The organism is Stenotrophomonas sp. GL_101 (genome assembly GCF_057835675.1).
In genome coordinates this window covers 4,614,219-4,631,956 of the sequence record NZ_CM174432.1, presented here as the reverse complement: position 1 = coordinate 4,631,956, position 17,738 = coordinate 4,614,219, and the positions used below count along the sequence as shown (strand labels likewise).

Annotated in this window: 16 protein-coding genes; 7 read left to right on the top strand and 9 right to left on the bottom strand. The window is 67.9% G+C overall.

Going from position 1 to position 17,738, the window contains the following annotated elements:
• Positions 1-18 precede the first annotated feature (18 nt).
• The 3 genes from AC3IR9_RS20375 to AC3IR9_RS20365 all read left to right on the top strand — a co-directional run bounded on the left by AC3IR9_RS20375 (position 19) and on the right by AC3IR9_RS20365 (position 4,294).
• A complete protein-coding gene (locus AC3IR9_RS20375; RefSeq protein WP_489295926.1) occupies positions 19-1,419 on the top strand; it encodes an FAD/NAD(P)-binding protein in 1,401 nt (466 codons plus the stop codon).
• A gap of 65 nt (positions 1,420-1,484) precedes the next feature.
• Entirely contained in the window at positions 1,485-3,677 is a 2,193-nt protein-coding gene (gene uvrD / locus AC3IR9_RS20370) for a DNA helicase II (protein WP_489293071.1), read from the top strand.
• 62 nt (positions 3,678-3,739) lie between these two features.
• Positions 3,740-4,294 (top strand): hypothetical protein, encoded by a 555-nt coding sequence (locus AC3IR9_RS20365; protein WP_489293070.1) that lies wholly within the window; start codon positions 3,740-3,742, stop codon positions 4,292-4,294.
• 194 nt (positions 4,295-4,488) lie between these two features.
• Here AC3IR9_RS20365 and AC3IR9_RS20360 read toward each other — a convergent pair whose 3' ends face one another.
• Positions 4,489-4,896, bottom strand: coding sequence for a DUF6326 family protein (locus tag AC3IR9_RS20360; protein ID WP_489293068.1), 408 nt, complete (start codon positions 4,894-4,896; stop codon positions 4,489-4,491).
• Positions 4,897-4,907: 11 nt separating this feature from the next.
• Positions 4,908-5,624, bottom strand: a complete 717-nt coding sequence (locus AC3IR9_RS20355) for a DUF4386 domain-containing protein (protein ID WP_489293067.1) — start codon at positions 5,622-5,624, stop codon at positions 4,908-4,910.
• A 258-nt stretch (positions 5,625-5,882) separates the two neighbouring features.
• Here AC3IR9_RS20355 and AC3IR9_RS20350 point away from each other — a divergent pair, with 258 nt between their 5' ends.
• Complete coding sequence (locus AC3IR9_RS20350) at positions 5,883-6,182, top strand: hypothetical protein (protein WP_489293066.1); 300 nt, start codon at positions 5,883-5,885, stop codon at positions 6,180-6,182.
• A 76-nt stretch (positions 6,183-6,258) separates the two neighbouring features.
• A complete protein-coding gene (locus AC3IR9_RS20345) occupies positions 6,259-6,705 on the top strand; it encodes a universal stress protein (RefSeq protein ID WP_489293065.1) in 447 nt (148 codons plus the stop codon).
• 23 nt (positions 6,706-6,728) lie between these two features.
• Here AC3IR9_RS20345 and AC3IR9_RS20340 read toward each other — a convergent pair whose 3' ends face one another.
• The gene (locus AC3IR9_RS20340) at positions 6,729-6,968 is read right to left on the bottom strand and encodes a hypothetical protein (protein ID WP_489293063.1); all 240 of its coding nucleotides are present in this window, start codon (positions 6,966-6,968) and stop codon (positions 6,729-6,731) included.
• A 52-nt stretch (positions 6,969-7,020) separates the two neighbouring features.
• Entirely contained in the window at positions 7,021-7,305 is a 285-nt protein-coding gene (locus AC3IR9_RS20335; RefSeq protein WP_489293061.1) for a DUF2782 domain-containing protein, read from the bottom strand.
• Positions 7,306-7,401: 96 nt separating this feature from the next.
• Here AC3IR9_RS20335 and polA point away from each other — a divergent pair, with 96 nt between their 5' ends.
• Together polA and AC3IR9_RS20325 are read left to right on the top strand one after the other, a co-directional pair.
• A complete protein-coding gene (polA, locus tag AC3IR9_RS20330) occupies positions 7,402-10,173 on the top strand; it encodes a DNA polymerase I (protein WP_489293059.1) in 2,772 nt (923 codons plus the stop codon).
• A 730-nt stretch (positions 10,174-10,903) separates the two neighbouring features.
• Positions 10,904-11,377 carry a DUF421 domain-containing protein gene (locus AC3IR9_RS20325; protein WP_489293057.1) on the top strand — a complete coding sequence of 158 codons (474 nt, stop codon included), beginning with the start codon at positions 10,904-10,906 and terminating at the stop codon, positions 11,375-11,377.
• 179 nt (positions 11,378-11,556) lie between these two features.
• On the opposite strand, the gene hemF is transcribed toward AC3IR9_RS20325, so the two are convergent.
• The 5 genes from hemF to AC3IR9_RS20300 are packed head-to-tail and all read right to left on the bottom strand — an operon-like array spanning position 11,557 to position 17,581.
• Positions 11,557-12,453, bottom strand: coding sequence for an oxygen-dependent coproporphyrinogen oxidase (gene hemF / locus AC3IR9_RS20320; RefSeq protein ID WP_489293055.1), 897 nt, complete (start codon positions 12,451-12,453; stop codon positions 11,557-11,559).
• A 22-nt stretch (positions 12,454-12,475) separates the two neighbouring features.
• A complete protein-coding gene (locus AC3IR9_RS20315; RefSeq protein ID WP_489293053.1) occupies positions 12,476-14,131 on the bottom strand; it encodes a hypothetical protein in 1,656 nt (551 codons plus the stop codon).
• A gap of 37 nt (positions 14,132-14,168) precedes the next feature.
• On the bottom strand, positions 14,169-14,768 hold the full coding sequence (locus AC3IR9_RS20310) for a hypothetical protein (RefSeq protein ID WP_489293051.1): 600 nt from the start codon (positions 14,766-14,768) through the stop codon (positions 14,169-14,171).
• 30 nt (positions 14,769-14,798) lie between these two features.
• A complete protein-coding gene (locus tag AC3IR9_RS20305; protein ID WP_489293049.1) occupies positions 14,799-15,218 on the bottom strand; it encodes an NUDIX hydrolase in 420 nt (139 codons plus the stop codon).
• Complete coding sequence (locus AC3IR9_RS20300; protein ID WP_489293047.1) at positions 15,215-17,581, bottom strand: S9 family peptidase; 2,367 nt, start codon at positions 17,579-17,581, stop codon at positions 15,215-15,217. Before AC3IR9_RS20300 ends, AC3IR9_RS20305 begins: the two co-directional genes overlap by 4 nt.
• Positions 17,582-17,738 lie beyond the last annotated feature (157 nt).

Genomic DNA, 17,738 nt, shown 5'->3' with positions numbered 1-17,738 from the left:
TGCCGGGCACGGCCAGGCATCGCCTACAATTGCGGCATGACTGCCATCGAACTCCACCGTCCGTGCGACCTGGCCATCATCGGCGGCGGTGCCGCCGGCGTGCTGGTCGCGCTCAATGCCCTGCGCGACGCCACCGCGCCGCTGCGCGTCGTCCTGCTCGAGCCGGCATCGGCCCTGGCCGAAGGAATCGCCTACGCAACGCCGTGGCCCGAGCACCTGCTCAACGTGCCGGTCGGCAGAATGAGCGCGCTGCCCGATGCGCCCGACGATTTCCTCGATTATCTGCTGCAGGACCCCGCCTTCACCGGCACTGCCCGTGACGTGCTTGCCCCCCGGCACGTGCCGCGTCGCTGCTACGCGCCCTATCTGCGTGAACGGTTGGCACAGGCCGAGGCCACCAGCGCCGCCGTGCTGGAGGTGATCGCGCAGCCGGTAGCAGCGCTGCAGCCGGGCACCGATGGCGTGCAACTGCAGCTGTTCGATGGCAGCCGCCTCGCGGCACGCCAGGTAGTACTGGCCTGCGGCAACAGCATGCGCCCGCTGCCGGTCAGCGGTGCCGAGGCGCTGCCGCCGGGCAACGTGGTCGACGCCTGGGACTACGACGGCGTACGCCTGCTGGCCGGCGACGATGACCTGGCCATCATCGGCTCGGGCCTGAGCATGGCTGACAGCGTGGTGACGTTGGCCAATGCCGGTCACCGCGGCCGCATCCACGTGCTGTCGCGCCACGCATTGCTGCCGCTGCCGCACGCGCATGGCGGCGCGGCCACGTTCGATCCGCAGCCGTTGCTGGCGATGCCGTTACGGCAGCGGCTGCGTACGCTGCGTGCGCATGCCCGCGATGCCACTGCGGCGGGGCTGCCGTGGCAGGCGGTGATGGATCGCATCCGTCCCCTCGGGCAGGCGCTGTGGTTGAGCCTGGCCGCTGCCGACCAGCGCCGCTTCCTGCGCCATGTGGTGCGCTACTGGGACGTGCACCGCCACCGTATCGCCGCGTCGGTCCAGGCGCAGCTGACCGCGCTGGAGCAGAGCGGCCAGCTGCAGCGGCACCGCGCACGCCTGGATACGGTACTGGTGCTAGATGGCACCCTGCAGATCCACGCACGCGCGCCGCGCGGCGGCTGGACACCGCTGCGCGTGGGCACGCTGATCAACGCCACCGGGGTGGAAACCCGGGCCCTGGCGATGCGCAACCCGCTGCTGCAACAACTGCTTGTCGATGGCCATGCCCGCCCCGGGCCGCATGGCCTGGGCCTGGACACCTCGCTGGAACAGGGCCAGCTGCTCGACGCCAGCGGCCAGCCGCAGGCGGCCATCCACGTGGTCGGCAGCCTGCGCATCGGCACGCTGTGGGAAAGCCTGGCCATTCCCGAGCTGCGCGTGCAGGCCCAGCAGGCCGCGCGTGCTGCCTTGGCCTGAGCGGTCGGGCTGAACAGTTGCACGCGGTTCCTGACCGATCCGGCGATAGGGCGTAAAATGGGTGCATGGATGTCTCCCACTTGCTCGACGGGCTCAACCCCGCCCAGCGCGAAGCTGTGTCCGCCCCGCCCGGCCACCATCTGGTGCTTGCCGGTGCCGGTTCCGGCAAGACCCGCGTACTGATCCACCGCATCGCCTGGCTCAATGAAGTCTGCGGCGTGCCTACCCATGGCATTTTTGCGGTCACCTTCACCAACAAGGCCGCTGGCGAGATGCGCCACCGCATCGACCTGCAGCTGCCACAGGGCAGCCGCGGCGCGTGGATTGGCACGTTCCACGGGCTGGCCCATCGTTTGTTGCGCCTGCATTACCAGGACGCCAAGCTGCCTGACAGCTTCCAGGTGCTCGATTCGGATGACCAGCTGCGCCTGGTCAAACGCGTGGTGCAGCAGCTGGAGATTGACGACAGCAAGCATCCGCCCAAGCAGATCGCCTGGTGGATCAACGAGCAGAAGGACGAGGGCCGTCGTCCGCAGCACATCCAGCCCGAGCCGCACGATGCGTGGCTGGAAACCATGCGCCAGGCCTATGCCGCCTACCAGGAACGCTGCGACCGTGCCGGCCTGGTCGACTTTGCCGAACTGCTGCTGCGCGCGCATGAACTGCTGCGCGACAACCCGGCGTTGCTGGCGCATTACCGTTCGCGCTTCCGCGAAATCCTGGTGGACGAATTCCAGGACACCAACGCCATCCAGTACGCCTTCGTGCGCGTGCTGGCCGGCGACAGCGGCCACGTGTTCGTGGTCGGCGACGATGACCAGGCCATCTATGGCTGGCGCGGTGCGAAAGTCGAGAACGTGCAGCGCTTTCTGAAGGATTTTCCCGGCGCGCAGACCGTGCGGCTGGAACAGAACTACCGCTCCACCGCCAACATCCTCGGCGCGGCCAACGCGGTGATCGCGCACAACCCGGACCGCATCGGCAAGGAGTTGTGGACCGACAGCGGCGATGGTGAAGCCATCGATCTGTACGCGGCGTACAACGAGATGGACGAAGCGCGTTACGTGGTCGAGCGTGCGCGCCAGTGGGTACGCGACGGTGGCAGCTACGGCGATGCCGCCGTGCTCTATCGCAGCAACGCGCAGTCGCGTGCGTTTGAAGAAGCGCTGATCTCCGAGCAGGTGCCGTACCGCGTGTATGGCGGCGTGCGCTTCTTCGAGCGCGCCGAAATCAAGGACGCGCTGGCGTACCTGCGGCTGATGACCAACCGCAATGATGACGCCGCGTTCGAGCGCGCGGTCAACACACCCACCCGTGGCATCGGCGACCGCACCCTGGACGAAGTGCGCCGGTTGGCACGCAACCAGGCCATCTCGCTGTGGGAGGCCGCCATGCTGACCACCCAGGGCGATGCACTGGCCGCGCGCGCCCGCAATGCGCTGGCGGGGTTCCTGACCCTGGTCAACCAGTTGCATGCCGAAGCCGGCGAGATGACCCTGGCCGAGCGCATCGACCACGTGCTGGTGCGTTCGGGCCTGCGTGAGCATTGGTCCAAGGAAAGCCGCAACGCGCTGGATTCCGAATCGCGCGCGGACAACCTCGACGAACTGATCTCGGTGGCGTCGCGTTTCGTCCGCCGCGAAGATGACATCGAAGAAACCGGCGAGACCATGAGCGAACTGGTCGCGTTCCTGTCCTATGCCTCGCTGGAGGCCGGCGAAGGCCAGGCCCAGGCCGGCGAAGAAGGCGTGCAGCTGATGACCCTGCACTCGGCCAAGGGCCTGGAGTTCCCGCTGGTGTTCCTGGCCGGCATGGAAGACGGGCTGTTCCCGAGTGCACGTTCGCTGGAGGAAAGCGGGCGGCTCGAAGAGGAGCGCCGGCTGGCCTACGTGGGCATCACCCGAGCGCGGCAGAAGCTGGTGCTCAGCTATGCCGAATCGCGGCGCATCCACGGCCAGGAAAACTACAACGTGCCCTCGCGCTTCCTGCGCGAGATTCCGCGTGAGCTGTTGAACGAAGTGCGGCCCAAGGTGCAGGTATCGCGCACCGCTTCGCTCGGCGCCAACCGGGTGATGGGCCACGCCGCGCTGGAAGCACCGCCGCTGAAACTCGGTGCGATGGTCACCCACGCGCGCTTCGGCGAAGGCATGGTCACCGACTACGAAGGCAGTGGCGCGCACGCGCGCGTGCAGGTGGAGTTCGCCGACGCCGGCAGCAAGTGGCTGGTGATGGCCTACGCCAACCTGACCGTGATCTGAGGGCATGGCCGGGCAGAGCCCGGCTCTACAATGAGCGTCATCCTTTGCTGTGGATTGCGCCCATGACCGAGTCGCCGTTGAACATCACCGTCAAATTGAACGCACGGTTGCAGCCTGAGCACCGGCATGAGCTGTTCGAGGATCCGCTCGACGCGCTGCTGGAAAGCGCAGCACTGGGCCAGCTCACCGGCGGTGGTACTGCGCTGGCTGACGACGGCGAAGTGGAGTACGGCGACATCGAGATCGCCTTGAACGATGCCGGCTCGCTGCCCGGCGTGGTTGAACTGCTGGAACAGCTGGGCGCGCCGAAGGGCTCGGTGATCCAGCGTGAGGGTGCGCCGGACCAGCCGTTTGGCGTCACCGAAGGCCTGGCCCTGTACTTGAACGGGTCGGACCTGCCCGATGAGGTGTACGAGCAGTGCGATTCGAACTATGTGTTCGAACAGATCGTCGAACGCATCGAAGGCGTGGGCGAAATCTGCAGCTGGTGGCAGGGGCCGACCGAGACCGCGCTGTACCTGTATGGCGTGTCGTTCGAGACCCTGAGAGAGCGCATCGCCGACCTGGTGGCCAGCTACCCGCTGTGCCAGGGCGCGCGCGTGGTGAAGATCGCCTGATAACCGTGTAACGGTGCCGGGTTTGCGAGCAGCCGACCAACGGTCGGCTCTACCGAGCCCCAGACCCGCGTAGAGCCGACCGTTGGTCGGCTGCTCGCAACGCCTGAGCGAGAAATTCCTGCCGGTCGAGTTCGACTGGCAGGCGCATGAGGGCGGGTGGCGGGTGACGGTCAGCCATTGACCACGCGCGCCGCTTACCTGCGCGGCCATCGCCACGCCACCACCACGGTGGCCAGCGACAGCGCAATCTCGATCACCCCCAGGGTGAGGTAGAACCACCATGCACCGGGCATCGTCAGCAACATGATGACGGTGTAGGCCAGGCCGAAGCCGATGTTGAGCCAGCGCGCCAGCGACGCCGGTGCGGCCAGCGACAGCAGCACCATCAGCGCCGGAATGGCCAGCATGACGGCCGTGCCCACCAACGTGCCTTCGCTGACCGGCCCGACCGGCCCGGTGCCGTTGATCATGCCCTGCAGCTTGCCCGGCACGTACAGGCCGAAGTAGTCGCCGTAGATGTAACAGAACATCAGCGCGGTCCACAGCGCCGACAACTTGAAACGCACGTGGATCGGTATGTCGTGCAATGCGGGCGTGCTCATGGCGGTTCTCGTCAGGAAAGGTCGGCGGCGTGCCGGGGCGGGGCGAGGCTGCTGGCGCGTGCGCCGAACAGCACCAGCCACAGGCCACTGCCGATCTCACCGAGCGAGGCGGGCAGCGTGGCGTAGTTCGACAGTGCCGTGGCGGCGTAGCCGGGGATCAGCAGCTCGCCGAACACGTTGAGCGCATAGCCCACGCCGCCGAGCATCAGCAGCCCACCGAGCACGCGCGGAATGGCCCGCGTGCGCCACACCAGCCAGCCGAACGGCAGCAGCCACAGGCCCCAGAACAGGCTGGCCAGGAAGATGTGGCTGCTCCAGCTTTTCAGGGCCGCCATCGCCAGCGCCTGCAGCTGCGCCGATGGGAGCGCAAGCGCCAGGGCTGGATCGGTCAGCAGGTTGACCGCGTCCACGCGTTGGGCGAGGGCGACCAGCGCGATCGGCACTGCGCTGACCGCCAGCGCCACCATCAGCGTGGCGGCGGTGCGGTGCAACGGCGCGAACAGCCGATACAACAGCAGCGGCAGCAGCAGGAAGGCCACCTGCTCCAGCGCGAAGGCCGCGATGCCGGCACGGAACAACCCGGCGTGCGCGGCCACATTGGCCAGCGTCGCTGCCGGGTCGCCGCCGCTGATCCGGGAAGGCACATAGGCCAGGCTGAAGATGCCGGTGGCGATCACTACCAGGTACACCCCACCGGCCAGGCGGCCGATGCGCTGCTGCGTTGTCATTGCGCCGCTCCCGGGTACCGGTGCGGATCGACCGGTCGTGGCCACCGTACGGGGCCACCGCGCGCGCCGTGACTGCCGGAAGTCACGCGCCGACGGACGGTAGGGCGTGCGCAGGGCGGGCCATGGCACCGTTCGTCGACCGCAACTCGTCCGCCCCGGCCCCGCACTCATCCCGGATATCACCGGCTTCGTCGCCTGCCGCTTGTGACGCCCGGCGACCACGCCCAGAGTCTGGCGCTGTCCGCTGGGAGCGCGCATATGAACAAGGGAATCCCGTATCTGCTTGCTGTCCTGGTCGCGCTGACGCTGTCGGCAGGCTGGGCGGCGCCGGTGCTGGCCCTGTTCGACCATGCCTACGCCTGCCTGCAGGCGGGTGGCGGCCTGGACCTGGTGCGGCTGCGCTGCGAAGCCCGCCCCAATGACCTGTATGCGCTGCTGGAATCGTGGCCGTTCTGGACCACCGCCGGAATGGTTGCGGTCACCGCCATCGCCGCTACGCGCCTGCCCCGCGGCACCGTGGTCGGCAATCCCGCCCGGATCGTGCACCGGCCCGATTGATCCGGCTCAAGGCATCGTCTCCACACCGGGTGTGCAATGGTGTTCTACCCATTGCCCCTGTGGACGGAGCCCTGCCATGTACAAGCGAATCCTGATTGCCACCGACGGTTCGGAGCTGTCCGAAAAGGGGCTGCGCAAAGGCCTGGAGCTGGCCAAGGACCTGGATGCCGAGGTCGATATCGTGACCGTGTCCGAGCCGTGGGCGGTGGGCATGTATGACGCGATGGGCTGGAGCGTGGGTTACATGAACAGCCCCGAGTACAAGGCCGACCGCGAAGAGAGCGCGCAGAAGGTGCTGGCCCCGGCCCAGGCCACCGCCGAAGCGCAGGGCCTGCGGGCCAACGTGGTGCATGTGCTGGACCGTTACGCCGCCGACGGCATCATCGATACCGCCATCGAGCGCAACAGCGACCTGATCGTGATGACCTCGCACGGCCGTCGTGGCGTCACCCGTGTGCTGCTGGGCAGCCAGACCGCCGAAGTCCTGGCCCGCAGCACCGTGCCGGTACTGGTGATCCGCTAGCCGCGCCCACCTAGCGCCCGGCGCTACGGGCGCAGTGTCAAGGTCTGCGATTCATCCAGGCTGCCATCGGGCTGCAGCACCACGTAGCGCTCGCCGCTACGGTCGAACAGCACCGGGATCGGGTCGCGGAACAGCGGGCGGCGTACGAAGCGCAGCTGCCAGCCGAAATGCTCCAGCGTTTCCACGGCCTGCCGTTGCTCGGCGGTGAGCCCGGCCCGCAGAGCGGCAGGGTCGGGCGGTTGGCGGCGTTCGGGCGTCGTCATCGGGTGCTACAAAGCGGTAGGTGGAACGGTTGCCCCTGCAAGCCGCGTTCCATCACCAGCTGTAGAGCTTCCAGTACACCGGCGAGACGCCGTCCTTGTCGCTGTCCATGCGGCCATCGCCGTTGCGGTCATACATGTAATACGGCGCGCCACGGGCCGGGGTCACCTTGACCATGCGCAGCTGGCCGCTGACCCGGTATTCCTCGATGGTGTCGCCGTTGTCCTGGGTGCGCTTGATGACATCGGCGCCACTCACATCGACCGGGGCGGAGCCGGCACCACCGGTGGTGGCACATCCGGCCAGCGCGAGCAGGCCAGCCAGCAACAGAATCTTCATGGGCCGAGGGTCCTAGGGCGGGGAGCCTTGATTATGCCCCAAGCGTGGTGAGGCCGGTGCCGGGAACCCGCGCGGCCGGGCGCGTAGAATCGTCGCATGAGCCGATTAGTCCTGATTGACGGGTCCAGTTACCTGTACCGCGCGTTCCACGCGCTTCCGCCGTTGACCAATGCCCACGGTGAACCCACCGGCGCGCTGTTCGGCGTGGTCAACATGCTGCGCGCCACGCTGAAGGAGCGCCCCGAGTACGTCGCCTTCGTGGTCGATGCGCCGGGCAAGACCTTCCGCGATGACCTGTATGCCGAGTACAAGGCCAACCGCCCGCCGATGCCCGATGACCTGCGCCCGCAGGTGGAGCCGATGTGCCGCATCGTCGAAGCGCTCGGCCTGAGCATCCTGCGCATTCCCGGCGTGGAAGCGGACGATGTGATCGGTACGCTGGCCCTGCAGGGCCAGCGCGATGGCCTGCACGTCACCATCTCCACCGGCGACAAGGACTTTGCCCAGCTGGTGCGCCCGGGTATCGAACTGGTCAACACCATGACCGGCAGCCGCATGGATTCGGACGCGGCGGTGATGGAGAAGTTCGGCGTGCGCGCCGACCAGATCGTCGACCTGTTGGCGCTGATGGGCGACACCGTGGACAACGTGCCCGGCGTGGACAAATGCGGCCCCAAGACCGCGGCCAAGTGGCTGGCCGAGTACCAGCACCTGGACGGGGTGATGGCCGCAGCGGCGACCATGAAGGGCAAGATCGGCGAGAACCTGCGCGCGGCACTGGAGCGCCTGCCGCTCAACCGCGAGCTGGTCACCATCCGCACCACCGTGGCGCTGGATGCCAGCCCGCGCACGCTGGCCCTGCGTGACCCGGACGTGCCGACACTGAGCGAGCTGTACCTGCGCTACGGCTTCACCCAGGCGTTGAAGGAGCTCGGCGGGCCGATACCGGCCCCGGCCGCCGCCAGCGATGCCCCGGTGAGCCTGCGTGGCACGGCCGCCGGGTTTGCCCGCAGCACGCCGGACGACGCGGCGGCACCGGTTGATCCGGCGCTGTCGGCACCGGGAGAGTACGAAACGGTGCTGACCACCGAACAGCTCGATGCCTGGGTGCAGCGTGCCGAGGCGGCCGAGTTGATCGCCTTCGATACCGAAACCGATGCGCTGGACGCGATGCGCGCCAACCTGGTCGGCATCAGTCTGGCGGTCGAACCGGGCCGTGCCGCCTACATCCCGGTCGGCCACGACTACCCGGGTGCCCCGGCCCAGCTGCCGCGCGAGCAGGTGCTCGCCGCGCTGCGCCCGGTGCTGGAAAACCCCGGCAAGAAGAAGCTGGGCCAGCACGGCAAGTACGACCTGCACGTGCTGCGCCGGCATGGCATCAACGTGCAGGGGTACCACGACGACACGATGCTGGAGAGCTTCGTGCTCAATTCCACCGCCACCCGCCACGACATGGATTCGCTGGCGATGCGCTACCTCGGCTACAGCACCATCAAGTTCGAGGACGTGGCCGGCAAGGGCGCCAAGCAGATTTCCTTCTCGCAGGTGGGCCTGGACGAGGCCGGGCGCTATGCCGCCGAAGACGCCGACATCACCCTGCGCCTGCACCACGCGCTGCAGCCGCAGCTGCAGGCGGTCCCGGCGCTGGACCACGTGTACCGCGACATCGAGATGCCGCTGGTGCCGGTGCTGGCGCGGATCGAGGCCAACGGCGTGCACATCGACATGGCCGAGCTGCGCCGCCAGAGCCAGGACCTGAGCGTACGCATGCTGGCCGCCCAGCAGCAGGCCACCGAACTGGCCGGGCACACCTTCAACCTGGATTCGCCCAAGCAGTTGCAGGCGGTGTTGTTCGACGAACTGAAGCTGCCGGCGCTGGTGAAGACCCCCAAGGGCCAGCCCAGCACCAATGAAGAGGCGCTGGAGGCCATTGCCGGGCAGCACGAGCTGCCGCGGGTGATCCTGGAATACCGCGGGCTGGCCAAGCTGCGCAGCACCTACACCGACAAGCTGCCGGAGATGGTCAACCCGGACACCGGCCGGGTGCACACCAGCTACCACCAGTCCGGCGCCGCCACCGGGCGATTGTCCTCGTCGGACCCGAACCTGCAGAACATCCCGATCCGCACCGAGGATGGCCGCCGCATCCGCCGCGCCTTCGTCGCCCCGCCGGGCCGCAAGATCCTGGCCTGCGACTACTCGCAGATCGAGCTGCGGATCATGGCCCACCTGTCCGAGGACCCGGGCCTGGTGCGCGCGTTTGAACAGGGCGTGGACGTGCATCGTGCCACCGCCGCGGAGGTGTTCGGGCGTGCGCTGGAGGACGTCACCACCAACGAGCGCCGCGCCGCCAAGGCGATCAACTTCGGGCTGATGTACGGCATGAGCGCGTTCGGGCTGGCCCGCAACCTGGGCATCGACCGTGGCCAGGCCCAGGATTACGTGGCGCTGTACTTCAGCCGTTACCCGGGCGTGCGCGATTTCATGGAACGCATGCGCCAGCAGGCCCGCGACCAGGGCTATGTGGAAACCCTGGAAGGCCGCCGGCTGTACCTGAACGACATTCACGCCCGCAACCAGGGCCTGCGCGCGGGCGCCGAGCGGGCGGCGATCAACGCCCCGATGCAGGGCACCGCGGCGGACATCATCAAACGCGCGATGGTGCGGGTCGACGAGTGGCTGCAGGCCCAGGATGGGCAGGCGCGGATGATCCTGCAGGTGCACGATGAACTGGTGTTTGAAACCGAAAGCGAGTTTCTCGACACCTTGCGTTTGAAGGTGGTGGAGCTGATGTCGTCTTCAGCCCAGTTGCGTGTGCCGCTGGTGGTGGATGCAGGCGTGGGTGATAACTGGGATGAAGCGCACTGAGACGGCAATCACAGGCAAACAGTGAATGCGTTGAATTCAGTCTTAAAAACTGACTCTTGCATGAATGTTTCACCGACAGTCGTTTCATTAATTGGGCCCCTTCACGAACTATCAATGTTCGGAATGCTTTTATAGACCTCGACAGGCGCAACGCCTGTTGTGGATCTCTCCCATCCCCTGGAGCAGATCTCGGAACGGGGGCTACTCCCCAAGCGCCCGTTCCCCGGCCCCGCTGACCTCCCCCTGGTCGGCGGGGCTTTTTATTTGGTTCTTCTCCCATCTGAGGGGAGCGTCTTGTTGCAAGGGCCGTCGCAGAGTGAGCACGACGCTACGCCGCTGGCCAGGTGTGCAGGCGCCATTTGGATTGACTGGCGTCTCCGATCGGGCCGGGCGCGAGCGTGAGGGCCCCGTAGCAGCCGGTAGGCCCCTGGCGCAAATGTCCCCCGGCCGCGGGCGGCCTTCTCCTTGATTTTGCCCAGGGGCCTACCGGCTGCTACGGGGCTCGGCTTGCGGGCCCGGCGCCCGACCCACCGACGACTGCGCCTGGTAAGCGTCAAGGCACGGTTCTGTTTGCCTCGCAGATGGGCGAAGAACCTTTTATTTGTGGCGCCCCCATCGGCTGTCACGCGCCCGTGCCAACGCAGTTGATTACGATTGAAACCATCGGCCCGCATTGCCGATGACAACGATTGCAGCCCATGCTGGCAGCCACGACCGGGGGAGAAGGTGAATGAGCGACCTGTTTGCATTGGCCATGCCGTGGTGGGAATTCATCCTGCGCGCGGTGATCGTCTACGTGGTGGTGCTGGGCATGGTGCGGTTGTCGGGCAAGCGCGCGCTGGGCCAGATCACCCCCTTCGACGTGTTGCTGATCGTGCTGCTGGGCAATGCCGTGCAGAACGCGCTGCTGGGCCAGGACACCTCGCTGGGCGGGGGCCTGCTGCTGGCGGCCACGCTGATCCTGCTCAACTACGGCGTGGGCTGGTTGAGCACGCGCAGCCGCCGGATTGAAACGCTGGTGGAAGGCGAACCGGTGCTGATCGCACGCGATGGCAAGCTGCTGGCCTCGGTGTTGAAGCGGGAAATGGTGACCCCGTCCGATTTCGACGCCGCGCTACGCCAGCAAGGCTGCCTGGATGTGAGCGAGGTGGAACTGGCGCTGCTGGAGATCAACGGCCACATCACCATCGTGCCAAAGAAGTAGAGCCGACCGTTGGTCGGCTGCGGGCCGAGGCGAATATCAACGGCAGCCGATCAACGGCAGCCGACCAACGGCAGCCGACCAACGGCAGCCGACCAACGGTCGGCTCTACGGTGGATGGTTGTCCCGGCGGCGCCGTTGCGCAGGCCGGTGCATCGTTGCCCGGCGTGCCGCCTGCCGGGTCACACCCAGTCGCGGGGCACCAGGTAGTCGGCCAGGCGCGCTTCATCGCTGCTGGGCTCGGGCTGGAAGCCATACTCCCAGCGCACGCGCGGCGGCAGGCTCATCAGGATGCTCTCGCTGCGCCCGCCACTCTGCAGGCCGAACAACGTGCCACGGTCGTAGACCAGGTTGAACTCCACATAGCGACCGCGCCGGTACAGCTGGAACTCGCGCTCGCGCTCACCGTAGGGCATGTCCTTGCGGCGCTGCACGATGGGCAGGTAGGCGTCCAGGAAACCATCGCCCACCGCACGCAGGTAGGCAAAGTCGCGCTCGAAATCGCCGTGCAGGTCATCGAAGAACAACCCGCCCACGCCGCGCGTTTCGTTGCGGTGGCGCAGGAAGAAGTACTCGTCGCACCAGCGTTTGTGCGCGGCGTAGCGTTCCTCGCCGAACGCTGCGCACAGGTCGCGCGCCACGCCGTGCCAGTGCTGCACATCCTCGTCGAAGGGATAGAACGGGGTCAGGTCGAAGCCGCCGCCGAACCAGGAGGCCACTTCCACGCCATCGCGCTCGGCGCGGAAATAGCGCACGTTGGCATGCGTGGTGGGCAGGTAGGGGTTGGCCGGATGGAACACCAGCGACACCCCGGTGGCGCGCCATGACGCGCCGGCCAGCTCGGGCCGGTTGGCCGATGCCGACGGTGGCAGGCGGGTGCCGGCCACGTCGGAAAAGCCGATCCCGGCCTGCTCGAACACCGCCCCATCGCGCAGGATGCGGGTACGCCCGCCGCCGCCCTCGGCGCGCTGCCAGAGATCTTCGGCAAACCGGGCCTGGCCGTCGGCGGCCTCGATGGCCGCACAGATGCGGTCCTGCAGGTCGGTCAGGTAGCTGCGTACGCGCTCGAACTCGTTCATGCCGCGTACTTTACCGCAGGCTTCAGTGTCCCTTCCGGTTCCCATGCGCCGGTGGGGTTGCCGGTGCATCCTGCAGTGCGTCGGCATCGGCATCGGAACGCGCCGATTGCAGCTGCTCTTCCGCCTCCAGTTCGGCGGTGAGGCGCTCGGCCATACCGTCCAGGTCGGCGCCCAGCTTGAGCATCGCCCAGTTGCTGGTCGCATCGACGTCGCAGGCCACGTGGGTGCCCTTGCCATCGCGTTCGCACAGCTGCTGGATCGATGCCGGAATGCTGTCCTCGCCCGTGCGCGCGTAGACCGTGGCCAGGTTCTGGCAACCCTCGCGCACGCCGGCGCTGCACAGTTTCAGGTAATACGGCGCGGCATCGGCCCAGCGCTCGCCCAGGGCCAGGTAATGGCCGGCGGCGTTGCACCCCTGCAGTTTGCCGGCGGTGCAGCAGGCGCGTGCGGCCGCTGCGCTGCCCGCGGCCGGGCAGTCCTGCGGCAGCGGTGTTTCCACGAACACCACCGGCGCCTTGCACTGCGCCGACGCGCCGCTGCGGCGGTAGAGGCTGTACTGGTTCCAGCGGTCCATGCCGGCCAGGTCGCCGCTTGCCAGCGGCTGGAACACGAAGTCGCCGCCCTTGTCATGGCGGACCCGCACCTGTCCGTTTTCCAGGCGTGCACGCAGGTGGCCGCCCAGGCCGGTGTCGACCAACCCGGCGTCACCGAAGACCAGCTGGTCGAGCAGACCCTGCTCGGCCGCATAGCCCCCACAGGGCAGGACGGTGGCCGACGCCCGCTGCAATCCACGCGCCTCCAGCGCGGCCAGCGGCGCGGCCTGCTCGCAGGCGCGGGGATCCTTGCCGCGGCTGCAGGCCAGCTGCAGGGCGTCGCGGGCATCGGCCAGACGTCCGGCCTCCCACAGCGCGGCGGCGGCCTTGGCGCAGAACGTACCGAAGGTCTGGTTGCGGCACAGGCGGGTGATCTCATCCAGCTGCGTGGCCGGCAACGGCGCGGGATCGGTGTCGCCCAGCACGCCCATCAGTGCCTTGGCCATCGCCTTGGCCATGGCCTCGCCCGCGGCCTTCTGGCAGGCCGCTTCGTCGTAGTGGCCGGATGCCGGCTTGCAGACCTCCGGTTCGACCAGGTCCGGATCCTCCTCGGCGCGCGCCACCTCACCGCGCGCCTCATGCGCCTGGGACTGGTAGTTGCCGAGCAGACGGCTGCACGCGGCCGGTACGTCCTCGCTGCACCATTGGCGCAGGTGTTCGTTGCTGGCGAAGGTCATGTCGTGCATGCAGCTGGCGATGTCGGCGCGGCAGGTGTCCGCGGCGAACACCGCGGCCGGCGCGCAGCGGGCCGGGGCAACCAACCGGTACTGGTTGACCCCGTCGCTGAGGTGACGGCCGCCCTCGCTGAGGGTCAGCGCGCTGACGCCGCCGGCGTCCAGGTCGGCCAGTTTCAGTTCGTCGCCGAGCCGGTTGACCAGATAAGGCTCCGGAGCCAGCCCGGGAATCTGACGCAGGCCCTGGTTGGGGCTTTCCAAGGTGATCGTCGTGCCGGTGTCGTCGGCCTTGAAGGTGCCGCACAGCATCGGCTGTGCCGCCGCCACGGGCAGGCTGACGCAGGCCAGCAGGGTGAACAGGGCCGCGCGCCAACCGGCACTGCGGCGGGGCAGGAAAACAGCAGGGGTCACGACGACGTCCTTGTGCAAGAGGGTCGAAAACGCCGCGTCAGCGGCGGAAATACGCGCGCACATCGGCGCGCAGCAGGCGCACCAGCAACCAGCCGTGCAGGCCGGCAAACCCCACGGCGGTCATCCCGGTCATGCCGGTGAAGACGATGCGTTGCAGGTGCACGTCGGTGCGCAACTGGACCAGGTCCGGGCTGTCGCCCAGCGTGAGCAGATGGCGGTACACGTGCGCGAAGGCGTCATCGAGCACCCAGGCGCCGACGAAGTTGAGCGCGGCGGTGACCACCAGCAGCACCAGGAACAGCCACAGCGCCCACGGCTGCCGGCGCAGCATGCCCACGCTGGCGACGGCGCCGAGCAGGCAGATCACCAACAACGCCCCATTGGTGGCCACGGCATGCCGCCCCAGCCAGCGTATCGGCGGCGACAGCCAGTCCAGCGACGGCCCGTGCAGCAGGTCCTGCACCCAGCCGGCGCTGGACAGTGGCACGGCAATCAACGCCATCACCGCCCAGCACAGCGCCGAGACCAGACAGACCAGCAGCACCGATTTGGCCATCGGTGACAGGAACGCCGGGGGTGCCAATGGATCGACCGGTGGCGTGGCAGTGGGCAATCGAGGGGGCAGGGACGATGACATCCGGTGTCCTGGTAGGGCGGGCGGAAACCTCTAGGTTGCCGCCACCGCGCGTGCGGCCGCGGGCAGGATATGGCCTGCACTCAACGGTGCCAAGCGACAGCCATGTGGCGGGTGCACGGGAACCCACGCCAGCTCGGCGATTTCCGCCTGCGCGCACGGGGTACCGGTGACCTCCACCCGCCAGGCCTGCGCGCGAACGCGCTGGCCCTGTTCATGCACGGCCCAGTCTTCAAACCCGCCCAGCGCACACGCGCTGGAAGGGTCCATGACCACGCCCAGCTCTTCATGCAGCTCGCGGGCGAGGGCGGCCAATGGCGGCTCGCCCGGTTCGGGTTTGCCACCGGGCTGGATGAAGGTATCGGTGCCGTGCTTGCGCACCACCAGCACCCGGCCGGTGGTGTCGTAAATGACCGCGACGACGATCTCGATCGGCGCCGCGGCGTGGCTCACTTCAGGGTCTCGTTGAACAGCTTGAGGATGCGCTTGTACTGGTCCAGCCACGAATCGGGGCGGACGTAGCCGTGGCGTTCCAGCGGGTAGGGCGCGATGCTCCAGTTGTCCTTGTGCAGCTCGATCAGCTTCTGGGTCAGGTTGACCGAGTCCTGGAAGAACACGTTGTCATCCATCATCCCGTGCGCGATCAGCAGGTGGTCCTGCAGGCCCTCGGCGTACTCGATCGGCGAGGAGTTGCGGTACGCCTCCGGGTCGATGTCCGGCGTGTTGAGGATGTTGGCGGTGTAGCCGTGGTTGTACTGGTGCCAGTCGACCACCGGGCGCAGCGCGGCGCCGGCCTTGAACGTGCCCGGTGAACGGAACAACGCCATGAAGGTCATGAAGCCGCCGTAGGAACCGCCGTAGATGCCGGCGTGGTCGCGATCACCCTGCTTGCTGTCCACCAGCCAGTCCAGGCCGTCCTTGTAGTCTTCCAGTTCCGGGTGGCCCATGTTGCGGTAGATCGCGGTGCGCCAGTTGCGGCCGTAGCCCTCGCTGCCGCGGTAATCCATGTCCAGCACGATGTAGCCCTGCTGCACCAGCAGGTTGTGGAACATCTGCTCGCGGAAGTAGGCCGGGTAGCGCTGGTGCACGTTCTGCAGGTAGCCGGCGCCGTGCACGAACATGGCGATCGGGTACTGCTTGCCTGGTTCCGGGTTCTCCGGGCCGTAGTACTTGGCCCAGACCATACCGGCGCCATGCTTGGACGGCACCTGCACCAGCTTGGGCTGCACCCACTCGCGGGCCTTGAAGGCGGCGCTGCGGGTGTCGGTCAGCACGCGGGCCTGGCCACCACTGGTGGGCACCACCGCCAGCTGTGCCGGCAGGTAGGCGCCGGAGTAACGCACCAGCAGCTGCTGGCCGTCCGGGGACAGCGAGAAATCTTCCACGCCGTTGAGCGCGGTCAGTTCACGCACCTGCTTGCCGGCCGTATCGACCGCGCACACTTCGTAGTCGCCCGGCGACTGCTGGTTGCACAGGAAGTAGAACCCCCGGCCATCGGCGCTGGGCACCGGCATCGAGGTTTCCCACTTGCCCCCGGTCAGCGCCACCGGCTTGGCGGTGCCCTGCTGGGTGTACAGGTGCGAGTAACCCGATTCTTCGGACAGCAGCCACAGGGTGCGGTTGTCGTTGGACCAGCCGAAATCGTTGAAGCTCCAGTTGATCCAGGCACCGTCGGTGAGGCGGTGGCGGTTGTCCAGCGTGCCGCTGGCCGCAGAGACGCTGACGATCCAGCGGTCCTTGTTGTCGTTGGAGCGCAGCATGATGGCCGCCTGCTGGCCATCGGCGCTCCAGCGGATGCCGGGGCTGCCGGGGCCACCCAGCACCTCAACCGGGCGGTTGCCCTTCAGCGCGTCCTTGCCGGCGGCCTTGCGCAGCGCGGCCAGCGGGTCGCTGCCGATGCCCGGCAGGCGGTCCAGCGACAGCGGCTTGACCGTGCCGGTCACCGCATCGACCAGCCACAGGCTGTGCGGCTCGGGATCGTTGCGGCCCACGCGGGTACGGGTGTCTTCGGTTTCTTCGTAACCCGACTCGGTCACGTACCGGGGCATCTTGCCGCCGCGGCCTTCATCAAAGCCCTTGGGCTTGGTGACCACGATCAGGCTGCGCGCGTCCGGCGACAGCACGCTGTCGAGGATCTCGACATCGGCGCCCAGATACACCGGGCCCGGGGCACGGGTGCTGTCGCTGCGGCGCCAGCTGGCGTCCTGCTGCTTGAGCGCGTCACGCTGGGCGCGGTCGTTGCGCAGCGTGGCCAGGGTGCGCATCTGCTGGTCGCGCAGGACGTCGGCCTTGGGCGCATCGTCGGGGTTCTTCTCGGCCTTCAGGCTGGCGACCTGCTGCACGCCGGCGGCGGCGGTCCAGTGGAACCAGTTCTGCCCGGTCTGCCAGATCACCCCGCCATCGCGGGCGAAATTGACCGCGCCGGACTTCTCGGTGCTGCGGGTCAGCTGGGTCAGCGCGCCGCTGCGCAGGTCGCGCAGGAACACATCGCCGTTGCGCACGAACACCGCACGCTGGCGCGCGCTGTCGTACACCGGGCTGTCCACATCCAGGCTGCCGCGCTGGTCATCGGCCACCTGCGCGGCCGCGCCGCCACTGAGCGGTTGGCGGAAGGTGTCGCGCACGGGGCTGCCGGTGCGCTTGAGCTGGTACTCGACCTGCTGGCTGTTCCAGGACCACCAGGCGCTTTCGACCGGTGGACCGATCCAGTCCGGGTCGGCCATGGCCTGCTCGATGGTGATCGGCGTCGGCGCCGCGTGGGCGGTGCCGCCGAGGGCGGCAAGCAACAGCAGGGACAAGGGCAGCGTTCTGGGCATTGCGGGCAGCACCGTAGTAGAAAACCCGGCAAGCGTAGCAGCCGTAAGGGCCGCAGGAAGGGGCCACAGGTCATGGGCGTGCGCTCCTGCGGAAGGCAAGCGGTGGCCGGTGGGCCGGGCGCTGGGCCCCATACCCTTGGAGGCGAATGTCCCCCGG